General features: G+C 65.1%; 29 protein-coding genes. 6 read left to right on the top strand and 23 right to left on the bottom strand.

What is annotated here, in order from left to right:
- Positions 1 to 48: 48 nt before the first annotated feature.
- The 5 genes from CO675_RS24680 to CO675_RS24660 all read right to left on the bottom strand — a co-directional run bounded on the left by CO675_RS24680 (position 49) and on the right by CO675_RS24660 (position 4,597).
- Positions 49 to 549 (bottom strand): Rab family GTPase, encoded by a 501-nt coding sequence (locus CO675_RS24680; RefSeq protein WP_097674438.1) that lies wholly within the window; start codon positions 547 to 549, stop codon positions 49 to 51.
- On the bottom strand, positions 549 to 2,300 hold the full coding sequence (locus CO675_RS24675; protein WP_158231298.1) for an OmpA family protein: 1,752 nt from the start codon (positions 2,298 to 2,300) through the stop codon (positions 549 to 551). The genes CO675_RS24680 and CO675_RS24675 overlap by 1 nt, the downstream gene beginning before the upstream one ends.
- A 1-nt stretch (position 2,301) precedes the next feature.
- Positions 2,302 to 2,664: a hypothetical protein gene (locus CO675_RS24670; RefSeq protein WP_245452900.1), complete on the bottom strand. Its 363-nt coding sequence runs from the start codon at positions 2,662 to 2,664 to the stop codon at positions 2,302 to 2,304.
- A 159-nt stretch (positions 2,665 to 2,823) separates the two neighbouring features.
- The gene (locus CO675_RS24665) at positions 2,824 to 3,480 is read right to left on the bottom strand and encodes a response regulator transcription factor (RefSeq protein WP_050406118.1); all 657 of its coding nucleotides are present in this window, start codon (positions 3,478 to 3,480) and stop codon (positions 2,824 to 2,826) included.
- A gap of 46 nt (positions 3,481 to 3,526) precedes the next feature.
- Positions 3,527 to 4,597, bottom strand: coding sequence for a histidine kinase (locus CO675_RS24660; protein WP_097674435.1), 1,071 nt, complete (start codon positions 4,595 to 4,597; stop codon positions 3,527 to 3,529).
- A 248-nt stretch (positions 4,598 to 4,845) separates the two neighbouring features.
- On the opposite strand from CO675_RS24660, the gene CO675_RS24655 reads away from it, so the two are divergent.
- Entirely contained in the window at positions 4,846 to 5,151 is a 306-nt protein-coding gene (locus tag CO675_RS24655; protein WP_229168688.1) for a hypothetical protein, read from the top strand.
- Between the two features lie 57 nt (positions 5,152 to 5,208).
- Here CO675_RS24655 and CO675_RS24650 read toward each other — a convergent pair whose 3' ends face one another.
- The gene (locus CO675_RS24650; protein WP_143279095.1) at positions 5,209 to 6,687 is read right to left on the bottom strand and encodes a hypothetical protein; all 1,479 of its coding nucleotides are present in this window, start codon (positions 6,685 to 6,687) and stop codon (positions 5,209 to 5,211) included.
- A gap of 29 nt (positions 6,688 to 6,716) precedes the next feature.
- The gene (locus CO675_RS24645) at positions 6,717 to 7,670 is read right to left on the bottom strand and encodes an alginate lyase family protein (protein ID WP_097674432.1); all 954 of its coding nucleotides are present in this window, start codon (positions 7,668 to 7,670) and stop codon (positions 6,717 to 6,719) included.
- 239 nt (positions 7,671 to 7,909) lie between these two features.
- Between CO675_RS24645 and CO675_RS24640 the strand changes: the two genes are divergently transcribed.
- From CO675_RS24640 to CO675_RS24625, 4 genes are read left to right on the top strand one after another with little or no spacing between them, the layout of a single operon-like run.
- Positions 7,910 to 8,362: a MarR family winged helix-turn-helix transcriptional regulator gene (locus tag CO675_RS24640; RefSeq protein ID WP_097674431.1), complete on the top strand. Its 453-nt coding sequence runs from the start codon at positions 7,910 to 7,912 to the stop codon at positions 8,360 to 8,362.
- Between the two features lie 40 nt (positions 8,363 to 8,402).
- Positions 8,403 to 8,978 carry an isochorismatase family protein gene (locus CO675_RS24635; protein WP_097674430.1) on the top strand — a complete coding sequence of 192 codons (576 nt, stop codon included), beginning with the start codon at positions 8,403 to 8,405 and terminating at the stop codon, positions 8,976 to 8,978.
- Entirely contained in the window at positions 8,965 to 9,294 is a 330-nt protein-coding gene (locus CO675_RS24630) for a hypothetical protein (RefSeq protein ID WP_097674429.1), read from the top strand. Before CO675_RS24635 ends, CO675_RS24630 begins: the two co-directional genes overlap by 14 nt.
- The gene (locus tag CO675_RS24625) at positions 9,291 to 10,526 is read left to right on the top strand and encodes an MFS transporter (protein WP_097674428.1); all 1,236 of its coding nucleotides are present in this window, start codon (positions 9,291 to 9,293) and stop codon (positions 10,524 to 10,526) included. Before CO675_RS24630 ends, CO675_RS24625 begins: the two co-directional genes overlap by 4 nt.
- A gap of 26 nt (positions 10,527 to 10,552) precedes the next feature.
- On the opposite strand, the gene CO675_RS24620 is transcribed toward CO675_RS24625, so the two are convergent.
- The 6 genes from CO675_RS24620 to CO675_RS24595 form a co-directional block, all read right to left on the bottom strand.
- Positions 10,553 to 11,770, bottom strand: a complete 1,218-nt coding sequence (locus tag CO675_RS24620; RefSeq protein ID WP_097674427.1) for an acyl-CoA dehydrogenase family protein — start codon at positions 11,768 to 11,770, stop codon at positions 10,553 to 10,555.
- Between the two features lie 90 nt (positions 11,771 to 11,860).
- A complete protein-coding gene (locus CO675_RS24615) occupies positions 11,861 to 12,289 on the bottom strand; it encodes a phasin family protein (RefSeq protein ID WP_143279093.1) in 429 nt (142 codons plus the stop codon).
- Positions 12,290 to 12,313: 24 nt separating this feature from the next.
- The gene (phaZ, locus tag CO675_RS24610; protein ID WP_245452899.1) at positions 12,314 to 13,249 is read right to left on the bottom strand and encodes a poly(3-hydroxyalkanoate) depolymerase; all 936 of its coding nucleotides are present in this window, start codon (positions 13,247 to 13,249) and stop codon (positions 12,314 to 12,316) included.
- The gene (locus CO675_RS24605; protein ID WP_097674425.1) at positions 13,242 to 14,945 is read right to left on the bottom strand and encodes an alpha/beta fold hydrolase; all 1,704 of its coding nucleotides are present in this window, start codon (positions 14,943 to 14,945) and stop codon (positions 13,242 to 13,244) included. Before CO675_RS24605 ends, phaZ begins: the two co-directional genes overlap by 8 nt.
- Positions 14,942 to 15,418, bottom strand: coding sequence for a MaoC family dehydratase (locus CO675_RS24600; RefSeq protein ID WP_097674424.1), 477 nt, complete (start codon positions 15,416 to 15,418; stop codon positions 14,942 to 14,944). The genes CO675_RS24605 and CO675_RS24600 overlap by 4 nt, the downstream gene beginning before the upstream one ends.
- A gap of 39 nt (positions 15,419 to 15,457) precedes the next feature.
- Positions 15,458 to 17,110 carry a fatty acid--CoA ligase gene (locus tag CO675_RS24595; protein WP_097674423.1) on the bottom strand — a complete coding sequence of 551 codons (1,653 nt, stop codon included), beginning with the start codon at positions 17,108 to 17,110 and terminating at the stop codon, positions 15,458 to 15,460.
- A gap of 427 nt (positions 17,111 to 17,537) precedes the next feature.
- Between CO675_RS24595 and CO675_RS24590 the strand changes: the two genes are divergently transcribed.
- Positions 17,538 to 18,578, top strand: a complete 1,041-nt coding sequence (locus CO675_RS24590) for an AraC family transcriptional regulator (RefSeq protein ID WP_097674422.1) — start codon at positions 17,538 to 17,540, stop codon at positions 18,576 to 18,578.
- Positions 18,579 to 18,624: 46 nt separating this feature from the next.
- Here CO675_RS24590 and CO675_RS24585 read toward each other — a convergent pair whose 3' ends face one another.
- The 10 genes from CO675_RS24585 to CO675_RS24540 form a co-directional block, all read right to left on the bottom strand.
- The gene (locus CO675_RS24585; RefSeq protein ID WP_245452898.1) at positions 18,625 to 18,801 is read right to left on the bottom strand and encodes a hypothetical protein; all 177 of its coding nucleotides are present in this window, start codon (positions 18,799 to 18,801) and stop codon (positions 18,625 to 18,627) included.
- A 113-nt stretch (positions 18,802 to 18,914) separates the two neighbouring features.
- The gene (locus tag CO675_RS41520; RefSeq protein WP_245452897.1) at positions 18,915 to 19,367 is read right to left on the bottom strand and encodes a hypothetical protein; all 453 of its coding nucleotides are present in this window, start codon (positions 19,365 to 19,367) and stop codon (positions 18,915 to 18,917) included.
- A gap of 109 nt (positions 19,368 to 19,476) precedes the next feature.
- The gene (locus CO675_RS24575) at positions 19,477 to 20,370 is read right to left on the bottom strand and encodes a lytic transglycosylase domain-containing protein (RefSeq protein WP_349644034.1); all 894 of its coding nucleotides are present in this window, start codon (positions 20,368 to 20,370) and stop codon (positions 19,477 to 19,479) included.
- 39 nt (positions 20,371 to 20,409) lie between these two features.
- Entirely contained in the window at positions 20,410 to 20,940 is a 531-nt protein-coding gene (locus tag CO675_RS24570) for a YbjN domain-containing protein (protein ID WP_097674420.1), read from the bottom strand.
- A 13-nt stretch (positions 20,941 to 20,953) separates the two neighbouring features.
- Complete coding sequence (locus tag CO675_RS24565; RefSeq protein ID WP_097674419.1) at positions 20,954 to 22,012, bottom strand: peptidylprolyl isomerase; 1,059 nt, start codon at positions 22,010 to 22,012, stop codon at positions 20,954 to 20,956.
- Entirely contained in the window at positions 22,009 to 22,602 is a 594-nt protein-coding gene (locus CO675_RS24560; RefSeq protein ID WP_097674418.1) for a hypothetical protein, read from the bottom strand. Before CO675_RS24560 ends, CO675_RS24565 begins: the two co-directional genes overlap by 4 nt.
- Before the next feature lie 2 nt (positions 22,603 to 22,604).
- Positions 22,605 to 24,503: a putative porin gene (locus CO675_RS24555; protein WP_097674417.1), complete on the bottom strand. Its 1,899-nt coding sequence runs from the start codon at positions 24,501 to 24,503 to the stop codon at positions 22,605 to 22,607.
- A 63-nt stretch (positions 24,504 to 24,566) separates the two neighbouring features.
- Positions 24,567 to 25,376, bottom strand: a complete 810-nt coding sequence (locus CO675_RS24550) for a TonB C-terminal domain-containing protein (protein ID WP_245452896.1) — start codon at positions 25,374 to 25,376, stop codon at positions 24,567 to 24,569.
- Positions 25,373 to 25,906: a hypothetical protein gene (locus tag CO675_RS24545; protein WP_245452895.1), complete on the bottom strand. Its 534-nt coding sequence runs from the start codon at positions 25,904 to 25,906 to the stop codon at positions 25,373 to 25,375. The genes CO675_RS24550 and CO675_RS24545 overlap by 4 nt, the downstream gene beginning before the upstream one ends.
- Before the next feature lie 20 nt (positions 25,907 to 25,926).
- Positions 25,927 to 26,331 carry an ExbD/TolR family protein gene (locus CO675_RS24540; RefSeq protein ID WP_092122695.1) on the bottom strand — a complete coding sequence of 135 codons (405 nt, stop codon included), beginning with the start codon at positions 26,329 to 26,331 and terminating at the stop codon, positions 25,927 to 25,929.
- Positions 26,332 to 26,335 lie beyond the last annotated feature (4 nt).

The following is a 26,335-nucleotide window of genomic DNA, read 5'->3' as shown; positions in this document are numbered from 1 at the left end:
GAGCGAAGTGGACGCCACCTCGCGCGAGGAAGACGCGTCAGAGAAAATCTAGAGCTGACGGCGGCGAATGGTCTGGGCGAGCTCGACAAAGCATTCGGCAATGCCGACGCCGGTCTTGGCGCTAACCGGCTTGACGCTCGACTTGGCGAGCTCGGCAATCGCGCCGGCGCTGCCGGCAGCTTCCGGCAGGTCGGTCTTGTTGAGCAGCGCCCGGTAGGGCCGGCCCGGGAATCGCTCCTCGAAACCGCGGACCAGCTCGACCATGCGGGTCACGGTCTGCGGCCGCGTGACATCGGACACGATGATGGCGGCGGATGCGCCGGTGACATAAACCGTGTCGAAGATCTGCGTGCCGAAATCGCCGTCGGTGTCCCACAGCACGAGGCGCATCGGGTCGCCGCCATCGGCCAGCGTCACGTCATGGCTCAGGATCTCGACGCCGAGCGTGGATTTGTACTGGCCCTCGAACCGATTGTAGATCAGCCGATAGAGGATCGAGGTCTTGCCGACCCCCATATCGCCGAGCAGCATGACTTTTGCGGTGAGCATCAGCGGGCCACTTCGCTTCGGTAGACCGTCTCGAACGCCACGCGGCGGTTGCCGCCGACGGTGGCATCGAGCCGGTCGGTGATCGGCATCGTCGCGGCGCGCGAAACCAAGATCAGCCGGGACGGGTCGACCCCGAGCGCGGTCAGCCTGCGCTGCACCTGCTCCGCCCGCTTGCGCCCCAGCGTCTTGTTGGTGCCCTCGGTGCCGCTCTGATCGGCATAGCCGACGATCCGCAGCCTGAGATCATTGTTCGTCAGCAGCGCGGCGAGCTCGCGCAGCTGCTGCTCGGCCTGGTCGTTGTCGAGGACTTCGTCCGAATTGTTGATGAAGAAGATTGCCGTCGAGGCGATGAAGCGATCGAGCCGCGCGGCCGGACCGTCGGCGACGGATTGCAGCTTCGTGACTTGCTCGCTCAACTTCGTGGACTGCTCGCCGAGCTTGTCATACTGCGCGGCGAGAGCGGCATATTTCTCGTCGCCCGACTTCGCCTGCGCGCCCATCGCCTCGCGCATCTGGTCGAGGCTCGCCTGCAGGCGCGTCAGGCTCTGCTGCAGGCCCGCAATGCCGGCCTGCGACGCCGCCGCCTGGTCCGGCGTGGACACCAGCCCGATGCGGTCGACGACCTTGTACGGCGCTGCGGCCGTAGCGAGCGCGTCGATCACCGGCGTCGTTTCCAACTGGCTCGGCTCGATGCCCGAGACGGCCACACTTCGGCTGCCGTGGTCGAAGTCGAGCCGCAGCGGGAACGTGGCCAGCAGGGGCTGCTTCGCGACGAGCTGCTCCAGCGCGGCATGGGTCCGCCGCTCCAAAAGGGCGCGCGTCAGCGAGGTCGCGGCAAACCAGAGCAGCAATGCGGCCACGGCTGCGAGCACGGCAAACAGGATCACCTTGCCGCGTCGGCTCGCGATCCGCCGCGGCGCGTCGTCGGTCTCGATCGCGGATGCGAGCGAGGCGAGCATCGGCGCGTCGCAATCCGCGCCGCGGTCGATACGCTCGATCGCATCGAAGAACAGCGAATTGATCCTGGCATTGTCGGCCGGGCGCAGCGGTCCCAGGCACTCCGCCGCCAGGATGAAGCGGGGCGAGGCGCGCAGCGCGAGCTGCCGGCCGCCGAAATCGAGCGTCTGCAGATTGCCTTCGCCGGCCAGCGCCTGCACGGAGAATTCGAGGATCGCCGCGACCATGGCGCTGAGCAGGTCGGCGCGCTCGTCGGCGCTCGCCTCGCGCTTCCAGTCGGCGATCAGGCGGCCATTGCCGCGTTCGATGATCAGGAGCCGGTTGATCTGCGGCGGACTGTCGGCGAGCACGAACTCGCTGATCGGACGTCCCGTCACCAGCGACTTGACCCGCCCGACCCACAATTGCGCCGAGGTCAGCGCATTGATGCGCTGCTCGAGCGAGGCAACCAGTTCCCGGAACGCATTTGCGACCGCGGCGCTGACCAGCCGGCCGACGATCGGATAGAGCGCCTCGATCATCTGCTCGCGCGAATTCTTGATCTCGTTGCGGATCGCGGAGACCACGACCGGCGCAATCGCGGTGGCGAGCTCGCGCGGCCGGTTGACCTCGGCGCGCTCCAGCGCCTCGACCAGAATGCCGGCGGTGGCCGTCTCCAGCCGATCGGCGTTGCCGACATAGCGCTGCAACGAGTCGAGGTCGGCCTCCAGCGAGGTCAGACGCGTCGCCTCGGGCTGAAACAGCAATGTCCTGAGCTGCTCGATCTCGCGGTTCTGGCCGGCAGCAGCTGCCATGCTATTTGCCCGTGCGGCCGGATCCCAATCCGCTGATCGCAGCGCCGAGCTGGGTGATGGCCGCACCGACATCCTTCAGCGAGTCGAGGCGCTTCTGCTCGGTATCGCGCTCGAGGTCGGAGAGCCGGGCCTGCAGCGCGGTGAGCTCGTTGGTGAAGTCGGCCTGCATCTGCTTCAGCGAGGCCTGCATCTCCTCGCGTAGACCCGAGAGGTTGGTCTCAATCGAGCGTTGCGCGCCGCCGAACAGGAGATCGCGGACCTGATCGATCGCCGCCATGCCATGCGCCGCGGCGTCCGCGCCGTTGCCGGCCGCCGCGCTTGCCAGTCCATCGCTATCCTTGGTCTGGCGCTCGATACCCTTCATGGTCATTCCCTGTTTAGTCAAAGCCGCGCAATCCGGACCTGCTATGTCAAAAAGCAAATCCGAAACAAACCTATAGCCAATTTTGTCGGCGCGGCCCAGAGAAAGGCGAGCAATCTCAGCCGGATCAACCGCGTGGTGTGCGGTTAGGGGCAATTATTTCTAGTAAGTTATTGCCTTTATTGCCAGTTCCGTACGGTTCTTGACCTGGCATTTCTCCAGGATGGTGCTGACATAGTTCTTCACCGTGCCCTCGGCCAAATGCAGCCGTTCACCGATCTCGGTATTGCTCTTGCCCTCGACGATCAGCGTGAGAATTTCATTCTCCCGCGCCGTCAGCCCGTCGCGAACCGGCAGCTTCGCCGAGACGCGCGGGCCGCGCAGCCGCTTGAACTCGTCGAGGATGCGCGCGGCGACGCTGGGCGACAGCCCGGACTGGCCGTTGATCACCGCGCGGATGGTTGATGCGATCTCCTCCATCCTGGCGTCCTTCAGGAGATACGCCTTGGCGCCGGCGCTGACCGCCTCGAAGATCAGATCGTTGGTCTCGAATGTCGTCAGCACGACGATATGGGTCTGCGGCAGCTCGCGCAGGATCCGCTGGGTCGCCGCGATGCCGTCGACACGCGGCATCTGCAGGTCCATCAGGATGACGTCCGGCCGATAGCGCCGCGCGAATTCGATGGCCTGCTCGCCGTCGGACGCGCCGGGAAGGATCTCGAAATCGTCGTTCTGCTGGGCAAGCAGTGTGGCGATACCTTCCCTGATCAGGGTCTGATCCTCGGCAATCAGCACCCGCACCTTCTCAATTCTGCTCACGGGCTTCAGTCATCCTCTCGAAGGTTCTGAATAGGCGGCAACGACATCAATCGGCCAGCAGGCCGGCAGACGCTGCCGGCGGCACCGCCACGGGGAGCGATATCCGGACCAGCGTTCCTTGTCCGGGCGCGCTCTCCACCGCGCAGCTTCCGCCGACGAGTTCAGCAAATTCGGTCATCCCGATCAATCCGAAATGTCCGGGAGTGGGCACCGCGAGATCGAAGCCGCGGCCGTCGTCGCGGATCTCGACGACGAGCTTGCGACCGACCGCAGCCGGCGCTTCGAAGGCGTGAAACGAGACACGGCGTGCCTTCGCATGTGCCTGAACATTGCGCAATGCCTCGCTGAGGATGCGCTGAACCGTCAAGCCGCAATCGCGCAAGCCGGGACGCGCCTCCTCGTCGATCTGGATCGACACCCTGACACCGCTGCGCGCGGCGAAGTCGCTGAGCAGTCCTTCGACATCGGGATCGAGCTTCAAATCGTCGGGCGTGCGCAGCCGATCGATGGCCTCGCGGGCGCGCGAGAGGCCGCTCGCTGCGGCGTCTTCGGCGGTTGCAAGGCTGTCCGCCACCCGCGCAGGGGCAGCCGAAAGATAATGCCTGATCAGCCGGATCTGGGTCAGCAGCGCCACGATCGAATGCACCAGCGTATCGTGCAGGTCGCGCGCCAGCCGCAGCCGCGTCCGCGCCAGCGAGGCAAAGCGCACTTCCGCGCTGGCCGCCTCGAGCTGCTGCTCCATCAGGCGGCGGGCCCGGCGCTCGCTGCCGAGCAGCGTTTCGACCTGACGTCCCGCGAAGTCCGGCATGGCGATGACGAAGTAATGCGACTGCGCGTTATTCCACAGCACGACCGCCGTCATCGGCTGCGTGATGTCAGGCGAGGCACCGCGGACGCCGGCCAGTGCGATCATGTCCCGCTGGCCGCCGGCCAGCGCCGCCAGCTCGGCCTCCATGCCGACCAGCAGCATGCATTCGCAGCAATCGACGCCGATCGCGGGAAGCCATTCGACCAGCCGCCCGATCTTCCGCTGCATGCTTCGGTCGGCACCGATGACGGCGAGACCGATGACGTCGGCTCCTGCGGCCGCAAGCAAATCCGCGCTCAGATCGATCATGCGTTGCCCATCAACTCAGCGAGCAGCCCACTCTGGCGTAAGCCGGCAGTGGCCGCAAACGAATATGACTTTCGTCACAACTGATCCTGACTTTCGTCAGATGCCGCTGCCGCCCGAAATGCGGTTCTGTCTTACGAATGAGTAACAGCGCAAGCCATGATGTGCCACACGCCGGCGTCCATGGCGATGCCGGCCGGTCGCCGGGCCTCGCGGAAGGTCGCGCCAGTCGGCCGGAGTGTGAGCTGACAATGAAGGCCGCGCCACGGAAATCGTTGGGTATCGAGCTCATGCTGGCGGAAGCGGAAAAGCCTGCGCGGCGCCGGCGCCTGAGCGCGACCCAGAAGCTGGCGTTGCAGGAGGCGCTCGCCGGCCGCCTGCAGCTCTACCCGCGCGGATATGCCGCGAGCAAGACCGGGCCATTCCACTCGCGCCGCGCCATCCTCGGGCTGGTGCGCGCCGGCCTGATGAGCCTCAGTGCGACCGCGCGCTATGCGGCCGTGACCCGGCGCGCACGGGACATGTACGCGGCGCCGGCGACCAGCGAGAGCGAGTAGGCCACGACGGTAGGCGCCGGCAGCGGCTCCGGTGCAGTCCGGTCCATACGCCCTGGACTAATGTGTTTCGGCCAGGCCCTGAATCTGAATGATCGAATCGTGCAGCTGCGCCCCTGCTCCCAGGCGAATATAGGCGCGCGACGGGATATCCTGAATATCAGGACCGACGATGGCGTGATGACCTGTCGCGGTCGGAAAGAAAAAGCCGGCCGGCGCGCCCTTGTTCATGGAGATCATCGCTCCACCGGTCCAAACCAGCCCGTCCTCATCGCTGCGCACGCCGGCTTCCGACGCGCCGTCGACCTCGCAGTTGGAGAACTGGATTTTGCCCCGCGTCCAGTACTCGTAACGTGGGTTCCCCCACGCGTGCACATTCGTGTAGAAATTGTGGGCTGAGCCGGTATCTCGCACGTTGGCGACCGAGGCATGGGCAACGACCATGTCGCTGAAATGGCTGTCGCCTGCCGAGTTGAGGATGCCGAACAGCGGCGCGCCATGCCGCATGATCGACGTCGTGTCCGCCGTGATCGTGCTGTGGTCGGCCATGAACTCCCAAACATTTGTGTACCAGCTTTTCGGATTGGTCAGCGTGCCGTCCGGGTTGACGGCGATGGTCCCGAGATGCAGGCCCGCGATCCGGCTGTCGTTGTAGTACAGGTTGGCGTGATGGCCGGCATGACCGCCCTGGATGTCTGCACCAAAGTCGGCCAGGCCGGAACCGTCGATACCGAAGTCGAACAAGTTGGCCTGGTTGTGCTCACCGGCCGGTTCCTCGATCACCGCGCGCATCGGCGCCAATGCCACGAGCCACGATGCGCCGCGGCCGCCGCCACGCAGCGTGACCTGCTCTATGCCGAACGCGCCCCTCTCGCGGCCGCCCGGCAACGCGATGGTCGCGCCGACGCCACATACGCCGTGCGGCAGGCGCAGCTCGCCAAGGTCCCATTGCGGGACTGAAGCGCCCGAGAAGATCGCATTGATCGCCGGCGCATCGTCCGTGCCATAGGCGAGATAGCCGTCATGTACGTCGACCGACGTCTGCGCCGGGAGCGCGAGGACGATTTGCGATTTGGATTCGACCTGCGTGATGCTACCGGCCAGATTGGCGCCGCCCGCGCCGGCACCGGCAACAACGATCAGTTTGCCAACGTCGCCCGACCCGAACCACGCATCAGGCACTGTCAACTGCCGCGAACCTGCGGCGATCGACATTCGGTGCCATCTGAGCACGACCGTGTTGCACACGGCTCCATAGTCGAGCACGCTCGGCACATCATGCAGCTTGTCGCCCAGGTGCCGCGCCGTCTGCGCATTTTTGAGCGTCACCATCTCTCCGGAGAGGTCGGGCGAGGCAGCTAACGCAGGAAGCAGCGTGGCCAGGAAGAGGCACGGTGAGAGGATCCAGAAACTGCGTGCCGTGACCTGCGGACGCGCATGTCCCGCCATTCCGGATCGCGGTGTCGTCCTGAACCGCCACCAAATACAGCGCGCCGCCCGAGCCACCAATGCAACGATAATGACAGCAAGCGATCTCATCGAGACATTCTCCAACATCTTCTGCCAAACTAGTCCGGCAAGGGCGCGCCCCAGCTTGCCGTCACGTTGCCGCCGAGCCTCGGATTAGTAAAAGGCCTCCTGGGGCCAAGAATTGACGGCAAACGCGGATCGTGAAACCGGGCGTAGTACGGCTCCATCCAGGCAAGGTCTCCCTGAAACGTCCAGGGGAAGAGCTGCTGCGGAACGTTGGTGAGAGCGCCGAAGCTGCGCTCGTCCTGCACTGCGCGAACGATCAGGTCGGCGAGCCGACGGATCGCTCCGTTGTTCTCCGCATAAAGGTCGACCTTCCGGCGACTTGCGAGTTCGGCGCAGAACACCAGCGGGATCAGCGCAAAGTTGTGATAGTGCAGCGCGCGCTCGCCGCGCATCAACTCGCGCTCCAATTCGCCGTGGGCGCCGATGTCCCTGATGCCCTGGCGCGCCCGGGACATGCCGGCGTCGACCAGATCGCCCCGATCCGTCAGGGCGCCGATCGACATCAGATCGAGCCCGGCCCAATAGACCAGATTGTTGCCGAGATGGTTGATGCGATCGGCATCGCGCGTTTCCTCGGCAATCCGGATCAGCCACGGCTTGATCTGCTGGAATCGATGGTCGGCCTTGATGGACGCGCCCGGGAAGCGCAGCAACGCCAGCGCGAAATCGGTCCCGGCCCAGGAGCGTTCGAAATCGCTCTGATAATTCGCGCCTGTTGTCAGCAGCGCACTTCCCCTCGCCCAGCCCGCGAGCAGGTCCATCACGCAATCCAGATCGCGTTCATCGGCGGCCTTGTTGACCTCAGCAATGAACGCATGCAGCGGCTTGATGGCGTCCGCGTAACCGCTTGCGTTCTGGTAGAAGCCGGGAGGATCGACCGATGTCAGCGCCGGTGGCGCCTCGCAGGTCCGGGCCGCTGCCGGCTGCGCCAGGCAAGCGAGGACGATCGACACGCCGATCGCCGTGAAACGAACATCAAACTTCATTCCAAACAACTCCGCGAGCCACCGCGGGGACGACACGCCACGTTGTGAGCGCAAGCGCAGTCATCGACAACCGCGCGCACGAAGACAACAAAATCTAATGTGATTCACTCCGGAGCCGGGTTCAGGCGCCATTCAGATTTTCAAGCCGCGCCCCGCAGCACTGACGCTCACGGGAATATGAAGGTAATCTGCGAAGACAATCTTTACAGTTTACCTGCATATATGTCATTGTCACCGGCATGAACAATGCCACGGCCCGTACCGGCTCGGCGCGTACATCCGCGCTCGCCGAAGACCTTCGCCTGTTGATCGGAACGCTGAAGCGCCGGCTGCGCGAGCAGGGCCAGCGCGAGGATCTTCCGCCGTCCCAGGTCGCGGTGCTGCTGCGCCTCGAAAAGGACGGCCCCGCAACTGTGTCCAGCCTGGCGCGCTCGGAAGGCATGCGTCCGCAGTCGATGAGCTCGGCGATATCGGCGCTCGAGGCCGCGGGCCTGGTCCGCGGCGCGCCCGATCCGGACGACGGCCGCCAGACCATCATGTCGCTCACCGATAGCTGCCGCGAGCGGCTGCGCACCGGCCGCGCCGCGCGACAGGACTGGCTGTCGCGCACCATCGCCGCGCGGCTGTCGGCGCACGAACAGGATGAACTCGCCGCCGCCGTCGGCTTGCTGAAGCGGCTGGTCGCCGATTGATGCCGGCCGCGCCGCGCCAATCGCCAGAAAGGAGACGATCATGGCTCTGACGACGCTCGATCCGATCACCGCGCTCATTGTCGTCGATCTGCAATCAGGGCTCGTCGGCGCGCCCTTCGTGCATCCGTTCGCAGATGTCGTGGCGTGCGCCTGCGCCCTCATCGATGCCTTTCGACGGCGTGGACTGCCGATCGTGCTGGTCAATGTCGACGGCACGGCACCCGGACGAACTGAGCGGCCGCGCCACAATGGACAATTTCCCGACGGCTGGACCGACCTGATTCCGGAGCTCGACCGGCAGCCGGGCGACATCGTCGTGACCAAGCGGACGTGGGGTGCGTTCGCCAGCACCGATCTCGAGAGGCAGCTGCGCGCCCGCGGCGTCACCCATGTCGTGGTCGCCGGCGTTGCGACCGGCACCGGCGTCGAATCGACGGCGCGGCAGGCCTATGAGGCCGGCTTCAACGTCACGCTCGCGGTCGACGCCATGACCGATGCGCGGCCCAACGCACATGACTACAGCATCGAGCAGGTGTTCCCGCGGCTCGGCGAAACCGGCTCGGCGCAGGCGATCATCGATCTGCTTGAAAGGACCAACGCGCATGAACTGGCTTGACCTCGTCGCCTATTTCTTCGGCGGCGCCTTCCTCACCAACGCGATTCCGCACGTCGTCGCCGGCATGATGGGCGAGCCGTTCCAGAGCCCGTTCGCAAAGCCGCCGGGCGAAGGCCTGTCGTCATCGACCGTCAACATCGTATGGGGCTTCTTCAACCTCGCCGTCGGATACCTGTTGGTCTGCCGCGTCGGCGACTTCGGCTTGAGAACGACAAGCGACGTCGTGGCGCTCGGCCTCGGCGGGCTGCTGATCGGTCTGTTCCTGGCGCGGCGGTTCGGACGGTTTCACGGCGGGAATGAACCGCAGAGAACATGAGACGTGTCTTTCGATCGCTCGCAAGCTTCAACTACCGGGTCTGGGCCGCCGGCGCGCTGGTGTCCAACATCGGCACCTGGATGCAGCGCGCCGCCCAGGACTGGCTGGTTCTCACCCAGCTCACACAACACAGCGCATCCGCCGTCGGCATCGTGATGGCGCTGCAATTCGGCCCACAGCTGCTGCTGATGCCGTGGAGCGGCTTTGCCGCCGATCATTTCAACCAGCGCAAGCTCTTGATGGCGACCCAGGCGACGATGGGCGCGCTCGCGCTGGTGCTTGGGATTCTCACCGTCACCGGACTGGTGCAACTCTGGCACGTCTATGTGTTCGCGTTTCTGTTCGGCTGCGCGGCAGCACTCGACGCACCCGTGCGCCAGACCTTCGTCGCCGAGCTGGTCAGCGACACCAACCTCTCGAATGCGATCGCGCTGAATTCGACCTCGTTCAATGCCGCGCGCATGATCGGCCCTGCCGTCGCCGGCCTGATCATCGCCTCCGTCGGCACCGGCTGGGCGTTCCTGTTCAACGGCGCATCGTTCCTGGCGGTGCTGACCTCGCTGACCCTGCTGCGCGCCTCCGAGCTGCGCCCGAACGCGCGGGCGCATCCCACCAAGGGCAGCGTCATGCAGGGCTTCCACTACGTCTGGTCCCGCCCAGACCTTCGGGCGACCTTGATCATGCTGTTCCTGATCGGGACCTTCGGACTGAACTTTCCGATCTTCATCTCCACCATGGCGGTTGGCGTGTTCCACACCGATGCGCGTGGCTTCGGCCTGCTGTCGTCGGTGATGGCGCTGGGCACGATGTCGGGCGCGCTGCTGGCCGCGAGCCGCGAGCAGCCGCGGTTCTCGTCCCTGATGCTGGGATCAGCGATCTTCGGCCTCGGCTGCACGCTCGCCGCCCTGGCGCCGAACTATTGGCTGTTCGCTGCCGCGCTCGTCGTGATCGGCATCGCCGCGCTGACCGTCGCCAACACCTCGAACGCGCTGATGCAGCTCGCGACCGAGCCCGCGATGCGCGGGCGCGTGATGGCGCTGCGGCTTGGCGTGGCGCTGGGCGGCACGCCGATCGGCGCCCCGATCGTCGGCTGGGTCGCCGATCACCTCGGTCCACGATGGGCACTCGGCGTCGGCGCTGCCGCCGGCTTCGCCGCCGCGATCGTCGCTCTCGGCATGCTGCCGCGGACAAACCCCGAAGCACGCCATGGCAGCCTGCCGCCGGCGCAATAACAGCGGCGGCGCGACTTCGCCGCGCCTCAGACGAAGGCGCTCAGTCCCATGATCGACTTGCCGACGATCAGGGTGTTCATCTCTCGGGTCCCCTCATAGGAATAGATCGCCTCGGCATCCGCGACGAAGCGGCCGATATGGTTCTCGAGCAGGATGCCGTTGCCGCCGAGCAGCTCGCGTGCATAGCCGACCGTCTCGCGGCATTTGACGGTGCAGAACGCCTTCGCCAACGAGGCGTGCTCGTCCAGCATCACGCCTTCGTCCTGCATCTGTCCGAGCCGCAGCATCATCGCCTGGGTCGCCGTGACGTTGCCGAGCATCCGGACCAGCAGATCCTGCACCAGCTGGAAGCCGCCGATCGGCCTGCCGAACTGCCGCCGCTCGGTCGCATAGCGTAACGCGTGCTCATAGGCGCCCATCGCGCAGCCAACGGCGAACCACGCCACCCCGGTGCGGGTCATGCGCAGCACCTTGGCGGTGTCCTTGAAGGAGTTGGCGTTCTGCAGGCGGTCCGTCTCGGGCACGCGGCAGTCCTTCAGGGTGATCAGGCCGTTCTGCACCACGCGCAGCGCCATCTTGGTCTTGATCTTCTCGACCGAGAAACCGGGATTGTCCTTACCTACGACAAAGCCCTTGACCTGGTTGGAGCCCTCCTCGCGCGCCCAGATCACGTTGATATCGGCGAAGGTGGCGTTGCCGATCCACTTCTTCTGGCCGTTGAGAATCCAGACGTCGCCCTCGCGCCGGCAGGTGGTCAGCATCCCGCCCGACGTCGCCGAGCCGACCAGCGGCTCGGTGAGGCCAAACGAGCCGATCTTCTCGAAGCGCATCATCGCCGGCAGCCAGCGTTGCTTCTGGGCCTCGTCGCCGCACAGATAGATCGAGCCCGCCGAAAGCCCGGTGTGCACGCCCCAGAAGGTCGCGACCGAGGAATCGACCCGCGCCAGCTCCATCGCGACAAAGCCGTTCAGCAGCCAGCTGCCGCCGGCTGCGCCGTACCCCTGATAGCCGACGCCGCCGATGCCGATTTCGGCCATGTCAGGGATAATCGCGAACGGAAATTCGTCGCGGCTCCAGAACTCCTCGATCACGGGCGCGACGACGCCCTCCGTGAACTCACGCACGCGCCGCACCAGCGCGCGCTCCTTGTCATTGAGGACGCTGGCAATGCCGTAGAAATCGCCGTTGATCGGCGGCGGCGCGTAATCCGGCTTGGCCGCCCGTGTCGCGTGCGCGTTAGCCATGGTGTCCTCCCTGATGCATGGCGATGCTTCGCCCTTGTCCCGCGCGCCCGGCAGGACCCGCGCCCTGCCGGGATTCGTCTCATCGCGACGTCAGGTTGACTTGTTCGGGCGGACGCTGGCGCGGAACTCCTCAAAGTTCTCCTTCATCCGGTCCTGGATGATCTTCACCGCTTCGGTGGTCGACTGCCGCGCCGTCGATGCGCTGTCCTGCGCGCCCTTGACCGCGATATCGAACACCTTGCGCGCAAATTCGGTTTGCAAAGCGAGGTTCTCATGGATCTTGCCGAGCGGCTTGTACTCGCGCGCCAAGGTCGAGGCCTCGCGCAAGCCAGCCTCGATCACCTCGCGCTGCTTCTGCGCCACCGATTGCGCGCCCTGGGCCGCAACCTTCGCGCTCTGGCCGAGCGCCTCGAGGTTCTTCTTCTGCGCCTGCAGCAGTTCGTCCACGTTCAGTTTCGGCAGACCGAGATCACTGCCGAACTTGCGCAGCATGTCGATGTAAGAGGTATTGTCGGTCACGATATCCTCCCTGGTTGCTGTGTCTTAAGGCTTCTGCCGTCCGCCTTCGGACGTCGGAACGAGATCCCTGAAGTAGCTCGTCGTTCGCGCGAGCAGGGATGACGATGCGGCCTGACGGCTCTCGTCAGCCAGAAACGCTTCGATCAGGCCGGCGGTTTCCGTTGGCCGCGTCACCATGAACAGGTGTCCGTCGTCGATCAGGCGCAACTCGGCGTTCGGGATCAGGCTCGCCATGATCTGACCGTTGACCGGAGGGACCAGCGGATCGTCGCTGCCCATCAGGATCAGCGTCGGCTGCGGCAACGACCACAGCCAGGGCAGGCTGGTCCAGCCGGTCATCGCGAGCAGCTGATAGAAATAGCCCATGCTGCGCGCGCCGTGCATCGCGGCCGCATGCCGGCCGATCAAGGACGGATCGTCGCGAAACGCCCCGCCATAGATGTCGGCGGCGATCGATTTCATGTAGCCCTTGTCGGTGTAGCGGCGCGGCGTCGCCATCTTCCACAGCACCGCCGGGCTTGCCGGCACCATGGTGAAACCGGGGGCGGTCGCGGCAAGCACCAGGCGGCGGCAGCGCTTTGGAAACTGATGCGCGAATTGCTGCGCGATGCCGCCGCCCCACGACACGCCGGCGACATCGACCTCGGCGTAGCCCAGCTCGGCAACCAGCCCGGCGGCAAGCCGCGCCAGCGTCGACGGACGATAGGGCCACGCCGGCCGTGGCGATCCGCCGACCCCGGGCACGTCGAAGATGATGGCGGTGGTCGAGGTAAGAGCGTCCAGGAACGGCCGCGCCAGCTCCCAATTGGCGCCGATGCCGTTGAACAGCAATAGCGGCGGCCCGCTGCCGTCGCCGTGCCTGATCGCGACCTGAAGCAACTGGCCGTCGATGGTGATTTGCCGCGTCTCGATCATGCCGCGCTGCGCGGCCTCGCCAGTGCTGGTGAGATCGTCAGTCAAAGACGTAGGTTCCCGGTGCTGCGCCAAGCGATGGATAGCGCGCGCTGCCGAGCGAGGCCGGCGCCGCCACCTCATCGCCCGAACGCGCCTGCAGCCAGTCGCGCCAGTCGAGCCACCAGCTGCCCTTGCGCTTCTCGGCCGAGGCCATGAACGCATCGGGCTTGTCCTTGGAGATCGGCCCGATCACGAAGGACGCCTTCGGATTGCTCGGCGGGTTGAGCAGGCTCTGCAGATGCCCGCTGTTCGACAGCACGAAGGTGGTGCCCTCCCCCATGATCTGCGCGGTCTTGTAGACACCCTTCCACGGCGTGATGTGGTCGGTCACCCCGGCGACGACGTAGCTGTCGGCCTTGACCTTGCTCATGTCGATGGTCTTGTCGTTGAGGGTCAGCTTGCCGGCGTTGACGAACGGGTTGGAGAAATAAAGATCGAGATAATCGCCGTGCAGCGCCGCCGGCAGACGGGTCGTGTCGGCGTTCCAGTACAGGATGTCGAACGCCGGCGGCTGATTGCCGAGCAGATAGTTGTTGACCCAGTAGTTCCAGATCAGGTCGTTGGGCCGCATCCAGGCGAACATCCGCGCCAGATCGTGGCCGTCGACAATGCCGCGCAGCTGCGAGGTCGCCTTGGCCGCGCGCATGGTCTCCGGCGTCATCAGGCAACCGAACGTGCTCTCCTCGGCCGAGTTGGGATCGAGCAGGCAGACCGCCAGCACCAGGTTCTTGATCTTCTTCTCGGTTGCGCTGCCGAGCGTCGCGAAATAGGCCGTCGAGGTGATGCCGCCGGAGCAGGAACCCATCATCGAGATGTCTTCGCTGCCGGAGATTTCGCGCGCCGCGTCGACCGCCTCATCCAGCGCGGCGACATAGGTGTCGAGCCCCCAGTCGCGATGCGCCGCCGTCGGGTTGCGCCAGCTCACGGCAAAGACCTGGAAGCCGCTCTCGAGCAAGAAGCGCACCATGCTCTTATCCGGCGACAGGTCGAGCGCGTAGTACTTGTTGATCTGCGGCGGCGTGATCAGCAGCGGCCGCTTCCTGACTGTCGGCGTCGTCGGGGTGTACTGGATCAGCTCGAGCAGCTCGTTGCGGAAGATCACTGCGCCCGGCGTGGTCGCGAGGTTCTCGCCGACCTTGAACGCGCTCATATCGACCATCGACGGCATGCCGCGGTTCTGCGTCAGATCGCCGATGTAGTTCTTCAGGCCGCTCCACAGGCTCTGCCCGCCGGTGTCGATGAATTTTCGGACCGCTGCCGGGTTGGTGAGCATGGTGTTGGTCGGCGCGACGGCGTCGATCAGGATATCCGTGATCAGATGCGCGCGCTGCTTGTCGATGTCGCTGAGGCTGGTCTTGTCGACCAGGCCGTTGATCGCCTCGCCCCACGCCAGGTAGGCCTTGAGCAGGCCGGAGTGCAGCGAGCTCTCTTTCCAGGTCGGATCGGCAAACCGCTTGTCGCCGGCCTTCGGCGCGCGCTCGGACTTGCCGGCGGCGATCGAGCCGAGCTCGCCGACGAAAGACAGCCACTGCTCGGTCGCAACCTTCGGCTCGTTGATGACCGCCTTGAACAGGATGCCGGCGCCTTCGACGAGGTCCTGCCCCTGGATACCGACCAGTGGATTGAGCGCCAGCGTATTCCTGGACGCCGCCTCGGACATGTCAGACGCCGAGGAATCCGGACTACGATTTTCCGTGCTCATTGCTTGGCTCCCGCTGCGGGAATCAGAAGCGCCAGCGTCTCGGCGATCAGAGCGGGCTTCTCCGATCCTTCGACTTCCAGCGTGTTCAGGGTCTTCATGATTACCTGGCCGCCGTCCCTCGGCTCGATGCCGGACAGCACCACCCGCAGCCGCACGCGCGCGCCTGATGGCACCGGCGCCAGGAAGCGCACCTTGTCGACCCCGTAATTCAATCCGGCCGCGGCATCGCGCGGGATGATGCCGACCTGCATGGCCAGCGGCGCCACCATCGCGAGCGTCAAATAGCCATGCGCGATCGGACCGCGGAACGGGCTCTCCCGTTTCGCGCGCTCGACATCGACATGGATCCATTGGTGGTCGCCGGTGCAGGCCGCAAAATTGTCGATACGCTGCTGATCGATCGCGACCCAGTCGGAAAGTCCGAGCTCCTTGCCAACATGTTCGCCGAGGCCGGCCAAAGTGAGATTGCTCATGATGTCGTCCTCCTCGATCCGTTCCTGGCTGTTGAGCCGTTACATGTCGCCGTAAAGCTCGCGCAGCTCCTTCTTGTTGATCTTGCCGACGCTGGTCTTGGGAATGCTGTCGATGAACAGGATCTTGCCAGGGATGCCGTATTTCGAGATCACGCCCTTGTCGGCGAACACCTTGAGATGGTCCTTGATGGCGCCGTCGCTGAGGCCGTCGGCACCCGACGGCTTCTTGACCACCAGCGCGAGCGGCCGCTCGCCCCATTTCTCGTCCTTGACGCCGATCACCGCGGCCTCGGCCACGCCGGCGCATTGCGAGATCAGATCCTCGATCTGCAGCGAGGAAACCCATTCGCCGCCGGTCTTGATCACATCCTTGATCCGGTCGGTGATCTGGACGTAGCCGCCCGGGCTGACCACGGCGATATCGCTGGTGTGCAGATAGCCGCCTTCCCAGAGCTGCTCCGAGCCTTCGGGATTGTTGAAGTAGCCCTGGGTGAGCCAGGGCGCCCGCAGCACGATCTCGCCGGCCGACTTGCCGTCATGCGGCACGTCCTTCATGTCGGGATCGACGATGCGCAGATCGACCAGCGGGCCGGCCATGCCGGCGCGGGTACGGAATTCGACCTCGCCGTCGGGATCGCCGCTGAGATCCCTGGATTGGACATGGGAGACCGCGGCAAGCGGGCCGGTTTCCGACATGCCGTAACCCGCGAAGATGTCGATGCCGGCGTCCATCGCCTGCTTCGCCAGCGCCTTCGGCAACGCCGAGCCGCCGATCACCATCTTGAGACCTTGGAGGTCGACCTTGGCCGCAGTGGCGGCGTTGAGCAGCATCTGCAGGATGGTCGGCACGCCGTGCGTGAAGGTGACGCCTTCGCTCTTGATCAGCTTGACCAGCATCGCCGGCTCGTAGCGGCCGGGATAGACCTGCTTGGTGCCGGCCAGCGTCGCCGACCACGGGAAGCCCCAGGCGTGAACGTGGAACATCGGCGTGATCGGCATGTAGACGTCGTCGCGCGAGAAGCGCCCCTGCGACCCGGCCATGCCGAACAGCGCTAGTCCTGCGATCGTGTGCAGCACCAGCTGGCGGTGGCTGTAATAGACGCCTTTGGGCAGACCGGTGGTGCCGGTCGTGTAGAAGGTGGTGGCCTGGGTGTTCTCGTCGAAATCGGGAAAGTCGTAGTCCGGCGAGGCCGCGCCAAGCAGGTTCTCATATTCGCCGATGAAGGACAGGCTGCCGGTCTGCGGCGACGGCTTGTCCGACATCACGATCATCCGCTTGACCTTGGGCAACTGCGCCTTGATGCCTTCAAGCAGTCCGACGAACTCTTCATTGACCAGCAGCGTCGATGCGCCGGCGTGCTCGATCGTATAGGCGATCTGCTCTGGCGACAGGCGGACGTTCACCGTCTGGAGCACGGCGCCCATCATCGGGATTGCGAAGAAGGCTTCGAGGAAGCGATGACTGTCCCATTCGAGCACCCCGACGGTGTCGCCGGGCTCGACGCCTGCCTTGCTGAGTGCCGAGGCGAGGCGGCCGATCCGTTCCCTGGTCTGTCGATAGGTCTGACGCTTGAGATCGCGATAGACGATCTCCTGGTCCGGCGCCTGCACGCTCGGCGTATGCCATAGCTGCTTGAAGATGAGCGGATAGTGATAGGCGGATTGGGCAGTCTGAATCAGCCTTCCGACCATGGAAGCCTCCCTCGACCTGGCATGTCCTCCGACCGTTGCGTCCGCAGTTCTAAGCGAGCGGATCGTGTGGTCTACCGTGCTGCATCACGACGGTCTGACCCGTGTGACATTAGGACGAAGCGTCGCGTGGCGCCCGAGATTTGTGAAGGTCCGAAACGGACACGAGCCGGGTCTGAACCGGACAGAGTGCCGTCATCGACGGCAACCGGTGTTTTGCTATCCTCGTCGCAGTCTGCGTTTCCCGCGCCCCTTTTGCTGCCTCGCAACACGGGAGACCCATTGATGAGTCTTGGGTTTTGGCGCGAACCGGCTATGTTCCAAAGGCTCGCGAACGGAAATCCACTCGGGCCAGTTTCGCGGGGCACGGCTTCCGGACTGAAGGAAAGGCTGGTTCACTTTGCAACCAACCACACGACTGAAGAGGCCTGTGGGCTCCCGCAACGACATCCTGACCGTCGGTACCGGCGACAAGGTCTATGAGACCACCAAGCTCGGCGCCGTCTTCGACATGCTGGCCGGCGCCGGCGTTCCGGCCGACGCCATCCTTCGCGACACCCGCATTCCGCTGGCCGACGTCCATTCGCCGCAGGCACGGATTTCGCTGACGCAGCTGATGACGGTTTGTCAAAACGCACTGCGCCTGTCGACCGACCGTCATTTGCCCTATCGCATCGGCGCGTCGATCCACATCTCGACTTACGGAATGTACGGCTATGCGCTGCTGTGCTGCCCGGACTTTCGCAAGGCCATGGAATTCGCGATGCGCTACCACGCGCTCGCCGCGCCGCTGGCGACGATCGAATTCTGCGAGGACAAGGCCCATGCGAGATGGATCATCGAGCCCAATCTGAACGCACTGGCCGATTCCACGCTCTACCGGTTCGTCACCGAGATGCAGATCGGCATCCACATTTCGCTGATGCGCGACATCATGGGACCAGGCTTCGCTCCCTCTGAAATCACGCTCGCCTACCCGCGGGCACAGGACTTCGATCTTCCGCTCGATCATGTCGGGTGCCCGGTGCGCTTCGATCAGCCGGCCAACCAGATCGTCTTCAAGGCGCAATTGCTGGACCGCAGCGCGGACCTCGGCAACAAGACGACGTATCCGACCATCGTCGCCCTCTGCGACGACTTGCTCGGTGACTTGAGATTGCGGACCGGCATTGCCGGAAAAATCCGCGCCATCCTGCTTCGCGACATCGCCAATCCCCCGACCTTCGAAGCCATTGCCAAATTGCTGGGCGCGAACGAGCGTTCGTTGCGCCGCCAGCTTCGTCAGCAGGGCTTTTCCTTTCGGGGACTGCATGACGAACTGCGGACCCAGATTGCGCTGAAATATCTCCGCAGCACGACGCTGGCCAATGACGATATCGCATTGGCGCTCGGCTTCAGCGATGCGGCAAACTTCCGCCGCGCGTTTCACCGCTGGACCAACAAGGCCCCGAGCGATATCCGCGGCGAATGATGGCGGGCCGCGACCGCTCGCCGCCTCGATGGCGCGGACGCCGGCGCTAATACGCGTAGGACGTCTTGCCCGGCTGCACCGTCAGCCGAAAAGCGACATCGGTCGAACCGTCCATCAGCTCGATCAATTGGTCACACACCAGGCATCGAAACTCGCCGGGGATGCCGCCCTTCGACGTCAATTCGATCCGGCGGTAGCCGGCCTGGCAATGGGGGCACGTCACGTCAGATTTTCGCATGGAATCAGCAAACCGTTGCTCTCTCTATTTTCCACATGCCCATCGTCAGAAATGTGACGGCGTCACGATCTCTGAGAAACAGACGCGCATCGCACGCGTTATCGATGACTGTAAACGGGCGCCGCCGGGCGATAGGGAAAGGCCGAGACCCCGAAGTTGCGGCCATATTGCTGCTGCACCGCCGGGATGTTGACCACGCCCACCTTGAGATCCTGCGATTTCGCATCGATCGGCGGCGTGTTGGTCACGGGCGGATTGACCTGATCGACCTGCTTCTTCAACCGCTCATTGATACAGCCAAGCGAGGCGGCATCGCCGCAGCCCCCGGCAGGCGCGCCTCTTGCCGCAGCCCGGCCGGTGCTGCCACGGGTATCGCGGTTGAGGTTGAGCGTGGGCGGCGGTGTGCCGCCACTGGTGTCGCGGTTAAGGTTGAGCGTCGGCGGCGGTGTGCCGACGACAACTTCCGGAAGCGGCGTGTGCGTCTGCGTTTGCGCCTGCGCCTGCATCGCGGACAACCCGGCAATGACGATCGCCGACATGATCACCTTCATCGGCACTGCTCCTTGCAGAACCAGAACTGTTTCGAACGATAGGAAGCCAAGGGCAGATATCAAGCGAGGATATCAAGGCAACGACTTGAACGAGGGAGGCGCGGCCTTGCTATTTCCCTCCCCGGGCCTGGATCACAAGCGCATTGAGCCGCGTGTTGAGCGCGACCAGATCGACGCGGCCGATGCGCCCGCCGCCGCCGAGGCATTTGCGGCCGCATCCGCCGGCACGGCCCGGTTCGCCGAAGGTCGCGACCGGTACGGTTCCCGTCACCCGAAAGCCGCGGGCAAACAGCCGGCTGCGCACCGCCACGCAATAATTCACCGACAGATAGGAGAAGCGGGTCTCGCCATGACCCGCGCGGTACTTCATGACTGCGGTGCACAGGTCACCGCCGGCAAGGCGCCACGCCTGCGCAAGATACATGACACCGAAGTGAATGTTGTTTTCGGGAATCGCGAGTTCGGCAAGCGAGCCGGAGAAGCCCAGCATGCGCGCGGTCGACGGCAGCAGCTGCATCAGCCCGATTTCGCCGACGCCGCCGATCACGTCGGGATTGTAGCCGCTCTCCACGCCCATCACCGCCTCGGCGATCTCGGGCGCGAGCCCGCTTCCCGCCGCCTCCTTCTCGATCAGCGCGCGATAGCGCAGGCGCGCGTCAGACACCGCGGGCTGGCTTGCGGGCGGAAACGGGAGCGTTTTCCCGCCACCGTCCTTCGGCGCGTCCTTCACCGCGTCTTTGGCCGGCGCGGCCGGCTTCGTCGTCGCCTCGGCCGGCGGCTTTGCCGTGGCGTCGGCTGAAGGGTCTGCCGACTCGACGGCGGCAAAGCGCGTGCTGAATGACGATGCCGGCGTCGCCTGCTCCGCGTGAGCGGGCTGCGCAAGACAAAGCGCGAGCACAAGACCACAGGCTGCGATGCGGCCGCCCCGGTGACGAGCAGGATCCAGCAGCTTCCGCCATCGGCTGAAGCTGCCCGCCTTCATCGTTGAGGCACCGTCATTCATGGATCGGTTGCGGTCCTGATGCTCGCCCGTGCGCGCGGGCTACTGGATGGTGGGAACCGATCCCGCTTCCGCGGCGTGCTCGTGCGCCGGCTGCTGGGCTGGCGCACCCGGCTGCGGGGCAGCCGCAGCGCCATTCCGGGCGACAATCTTCGGCAGCTCCTCGCGCAGATAGGCGATCAGCTCCTGAACCAGGCGGTCCCAGACCTCGATCTGCGCCCGCACGAAGTTCGGCGCCACGCCACCGGCCACGGAGACATCGAGGCAGAACAGCAGGAACGGTTGGCTGAACTGCAACCGCCCGAACCGCCGCGTCGTGTTCCAGTGATTGACGAGGTCGAGCGGCAGCTCGCCCTGCACCTGGAGCGTGGTGACCAGCGCGGCGTCGACGAAACTCTGCTCCTCGCCGACGAGCTGGTTTCCCGGCCTGATCTCGAAGCCGAGCCCCGCCGTCGCGGAGCGCAGATAGGTCGTGTTGGCGATCGGATCGGTCAGCGTTTCGACGCGATAGCCGACATTCTGGAAGCTGTCGCGCAATCCTTCGATGGTGAGTTTGGTGATGATCTCGGACATTTTGGTCTCCGTGTTATTTCTTCGACGCGTCGAGCAGGCTCGACAGGGCAAGCTCGTTGAGGACGGGCGGATGCTGCTTCAGCAGCTCGGCGAGGTAGGCCCGCCGCATCATGTTCGACCGCTCGGAGCGGATCTGCAGCACCAGCTGGTCGCGCACTTCGGGCAAGGTGCGGGTATAGGACGCCTTGGTGTCGATCAGCTTGATGATGTGCCAGCCGTCGTCGAGCTTGATCGGCTCGGACATGCTGTTCTTGGCCAGCCCCATCACCTGGTTGCGGATCTCCGGACGGATCTGGTTCTCGGCCACCCAGCCGAGATCGCCGGCATCCTTGGCGGCGTTGTTGTCGCCGCGCGCGATCGCCGCGAAGTCGGCTCCCGGCGCCTTCAGCTTGCGCTGCAAATCGTCGAGCTCCAGCTTCGCCTTGTCCTCGGCGGACTTGTCGCCCTCCTTCGGAGCGGCGACGAAGATCTGCGAGAGCTGGAATTGCCGCGGCATCAGGAAGGCGGCGCGATTGGCCTCGTAGACCTTCTGCAGATCGTCCTCGCTCGGGAAATTGGCCGGCGGCGTCGATACCGATTGCAGGTAGAGCTCGACCACCGCGCCCTCGCGCGCCCGCTCGAGCTGCGCGGCGACGGCGGGTTGCTGATCCCACTTCTTCGCCACCGCTTCCTGCAGCACGAGGCGGTTGGCGAGCAGCAGCCGGACCGCCTGGCTCAGCGTGGCCGGATCCTTGGCCAGCGCAGCCTGCTCGCGCGGGGCAAGGGCTGCGACATAGCTGCGGAGATCATCGGCCGAGACGTTGGTGTCGCCGACCCGCGCGATGACATTCTCGGGCGCGGCGACGGGCTTCGGCGCGGCAGCGACCGGGGCGGGCGTCGCGGCGGCTTGCGCCTGCGCCGCGGGCTGTGGCTGCGGCTTCCTGACCGGAGCCTGCACTGTCCGCGGCGCGGGAGCCTGCGTCTGGGCCTGCGCCGAGGCAACGAGCGGCACAGCGAAAGCCGCCAAGGCAGCGGTCATTCCGGCGGCGAGACCGATCGACCGGAGCGACTTCACAATAAGGGCGGTCGTCATGGATACACCTTCTGATCGAGGAATTTGTCCTGGCTTTCCTGCAGCTGATTCTGGATTTCGACGCGGCGCTGCTGAATCATCGGCTCGCGCGAGACCACGATCTCGCCGATGGTCAGGTCCTTGTAGCGTTGCACCATCTCCTTGCCGGCCTTGATCAGCTGGGTGTTCTTGGCGATGCAGCTCTTGGTGCTGGCCTTGTAGGCGGTGGCCTCACCTTCGAACTTGGCGCGCTCGGCGTCCTTGGTGCGGGCAACGGTGGCCGCCTCCTCATACGCCGACTTCCACTTCTCCAGCGTCTCGTCGCGTTCGGCGAGCCGCTGATTGAACTCGTCGACGGCGTCGCGATGTTCCTTGTCGGCCTTCTTCAGCTGCGCCTTGAGGTCGTCGACCTCCTTCTTGGCCGCCGCCTTTTCGCGGTCGGCGTCGGCGACTTTGGCCTGCAACGCCGTGCGCTGGTCTTCCAGCGCACGGGTCTGCGCCGTCGCGCTGCGCAGGGCGTCGCGCAGGCGGTCGGTCTCGGACTGGGCGAATGCGGTGCCGGAGCTCAAGGCTCCGATCACCATCGTCAGGACGAAGAGTGCGATGCGCATGATCAGAACTTCGCGTTGAGGTCGACTTGCAGGACGTCGACGGCATAGGGGCTGCCGGCGATGCTGTTGGCGCTCATCCAGCGCAAGGTCGCCCAGACGTTCTCGCCGAGACCGACATTGCCGCCGACGAAATAGCCCTTGAGGTTGGTGCCGCCGAGGCCGAAGTCGGAGTCGGCGAACGCATCGATGGTGGCATCCGATTCAAGGTATTTGTAGCCGGCGTGGACGTTCCAATCCCAGAGATGCTTGATCTCCCTGTTGCCGACGGTGACGCGGCCGAGCCAGCCCTGATTGCCGCCGTTGAACGCGCCGGGCGTGGTGCCGCCATCCGGGCTCGGCCCGCGGTTGTTCATCAGCACGCCGTAGGTTGCCGCCGCTGCGTTCATGAAGGAGCGGCTGAACGCGGTGTTGTAGACATACTCGCCGTCGAGCACGATGTGGGTCGGATGGAATTGTCCGAGATCGAGCTGCCCGCTGACGACCACCGGACGGTACTGGCTGACCAGTCCGAAATATTCGAACTGGCTGATCGTGCCGCCGTTGTTACCGGTGCCCGGAGGATCGGCGATGATGTTACGCAGCGGGAAATAGGTATTGCCCTTCTGCGCGAACGACGGCCGGGTCAGGTCGGTGTCGCAGACGTCGGATGCCGACGTGACCCTGCAGGGGCTCGAGAACTGACCCTGAACATTGTCGAAGTCGTAGAAGGCAACGCCGAACCGGAATGAGTACTCCGGGCTGAACCGGGCATTGAAGCCGACCTGGCCTCCGAACAGCCACTTGTCGCGGCTGGCAAACTTGCTGGGCGGCGAGTTCAGGTTGCTCGGATCGGCCGGCAGATTGCTGCCGGCATTGAAATCGGTGTTGTAGATCGGGAACGCACCGCCCACCGCGAACGGCGTGAAGCCTTCCCACACCTCGTGCTTGGCCTGAACGGCAAAGCCGTCGAAGCCGAGTTCCTTGTACCAGACCAGATCGGTCGGCGACCAGAATGGATTGTCGATGCGACCCGCGGAGATCCTTAAGTCGTCGCCCCAGGTCTGCCAGTTGATGTAGCCGCGATCGAGCCAGACGCCGTACTTCGAGAAATTGCCGCCGCCACCGCCAAGGGTCTGGTTGGTGGACACCGGCGAGCTGTTCTCGCCGGTCGCAATGCGCAGGCCGGCAGTGAACCCGTAGAGCAGATCGGCTTCCATGCCGAGCCGGCCGCGGAAGCGGAACTGGTTACGATCCTGCGTGGCGTCGTAGGTCGGACCAAACGCAGTGCTCGAAATGTCATATGGCGATCCGGTGTTGATCGCGTTGTAGTTGGCGGCGCCTGCCTGGTCGTTGCCGGTCGGGAAATAGGCACCCTGATAGCGCACGCGCGCATCGCCGTAGAAGCGGATGCGTTGCGCCCATTCCGGGTAGGTTCCGGGCGACGCCCAGTTCTCTTTCTGCGCCTTGGCCATCACCTCCTGCTTAATCTCTTCCCGTAACTGTCTTTTGACGACTTCGGGAACGTAGGTGACATGCCGCGTGCCGGGCGGCTGCGCCGCTGCGGCGGCAGCGGTTGCGGCCTTGGTGGCGTCGTCGGCCTTGGTCGTGGCGTCCTTGGCGGCCTGGCGAGAGACGTAGGCCTCGTCCTCGGCCTGCTTGATCAACGCCTGGGCCTGCTCTTCCTTGAGGACACCCTGCTGCACCAGCAGATTGACGAGGTTGACGGTGGCGTTCGACGATGTCGGCTTGGTGCTCGACACCTTCGGCTTCTTGGCATCGGTCCGCTTCGCCGCGGCGGCGGGACCCTGCTCGGCGGCCTGGTCCGCGGTCTGGCCCACGGCCGGCGTTGCGCAGGCGAGCGCGCTCAGCGACACCGCAAGCGGCAACGCGCGCCATTCTGCGTGAGCTCGTTTCTTAAACATCAGTCCCCCAGTTCTCACTCGCACATTGAATTTCGAAGATTGGTCGTTCGTCAGTTGGTCTCGTCAGCTCGGCCGGCGCGCGGTGACGCGCGTGACCACCGGCATCGGCATGTCCTTGGGCGGCGGCTCGCGCAGCGTCAGGCTGCCGATCACCTCGTTGCGAAGCGCCGCATCGATCTCCGGATTGCCTGATGACGGCGTCAGGACGACCCGGGTGACGTGGCCGGAGCCGTCCACCCACAGCCGCACCTGGATCTGCGTCGCCATGTTGCGGGTCTTCGGATTGGCGCGGATCGCCGCCTCGACCTGCGAGGTGATGATCGTGGTGTACCAACCCCAGCGGCTGCCACCGCCGCCGCCTCCGCCATACGGGTTGCCGCCGGGCTTGCCGCCGAGATTGAACAGATCACCGGGTCCGGTCGGCTTGGCATCGAGCGACAGCGGACCGGGCGGCTCGTCGTTCTTGGCGTCCTTGGCCGGCTCGTCCTTCGGCTTGTCGACCGGCTTCTCTTCCTTGAACTCCGGCTCCGCCATCTTGGGCTGCTCGATCATCTTCTGCTCGGGCTGCGGCTGTGGCGGCGGAGGCGGAGGTGGCGGCGGCAGCGTCACATTGACGATGGTGAGATCGCGCACCTGACGCGGCGGCGGTAGGTCATCGTGACCGAGAAAGAAATAGACGATGCCGCCAAGGAACAGCGCGACCACCGCCACCACGGCGCCGTAGCGCAGCAGCGCGCTGCGCTCGCCCTTCCGGGCGGCCGTGCTGCGGGCAGCCGTCGGCTGTGCCGCAGCTGTTGCGGACGCGACGGCGACATCGTGATCGTCGGCTGACGGCGCGGCACGCGCGTTCTGGTCCCGCATCGGCGCGTTCATGGCGCGGCCTCCACCGAGGCGCGGTCAAGCAGCCTGTCATTGACATACTGCATGACGAAGCTGACGAGCGCGTCGAAGTCCGTGGTCTTCAGGATGACCTTGGTGTCGGGGCCCGCTTCGATCGCTGCGTGAAAGGTCTCAACCTCGCTCAAATAGTCGACATAGGCCATCGCGTCGATCGACAGGCGGGTCCATGGGCATCGCGAGATCGTCAGCCGCAGCGGGTTGTCGGCGGGCTCGCGGCCTGCGACGTGCCGGCGCAGCACATCCGCGAGCTTGACCAGCAGGGCCTCGCCATGAACGGGGAATGCCACCACCTCGCCGCGCGACTCTTCGCGCCCCACCGGGGCGACCGGCAACGCGGGGAGCTCCGCGCCAATACCGGCGCGGATCGACACCTGCGACAGGGTTTCGGCGCGTGTGACGTCCGCGGCGCCACAGCCGTGATCGAATGATCGCATCATGCCGCTCAGCCATGACCGCAGCGTCCTGCGCTCGGTCAGTGGGAAGGATGCTGGCTGCGTCATCATGGCGTCGCTTCCCGGCTGGCTCACTTCACGAGCGGCTTGGTGGCGAGCCCGACCTGGCTCAGGCCGATACGGCTGAGCAGATCGAACACATCCATCACGCTCTGGTACTGCGCCTGCGCATCGCCGCGCAGCACCACGGGAAATTCCGGCGTCAGCGCCTTCTGCTGAATCAGCCGCTGCTCGAGCTCGGCCAGGGTCACCGGAATAGTGTCGAGGAAGATCTTGCCGTCATTGGCGACCGTGATCGCCTTGGTGGTCTGGGTCGCAAGACTCGGCGCCGCCGAGGCCTTCGGCAGGTTGACCTTCTGACCCTGCACGGTCGCCGTCGTCATGATGATGAAGATCACCAGCAGCACGTAGGCGAGGTCCAGCATCGGCGTGATGTTGATGTCGTCATAGGGCTTGGAGTCGGCCTGGATCTGCATCGCC

Origin of the sequence: Bradyrhizobium sp. C9, from assembly GCF_002532045.1 — a bacterium.
Taxonomy (GTDB): Bacteria; Pseudomonadota; Alphaproteobacteria; order Rhizobiales; family Xanthobacteraceae; genus Bradyrhizobium.
This window is presented reverse-complemented; position numbering and strand designations above follow the sequence as displayed.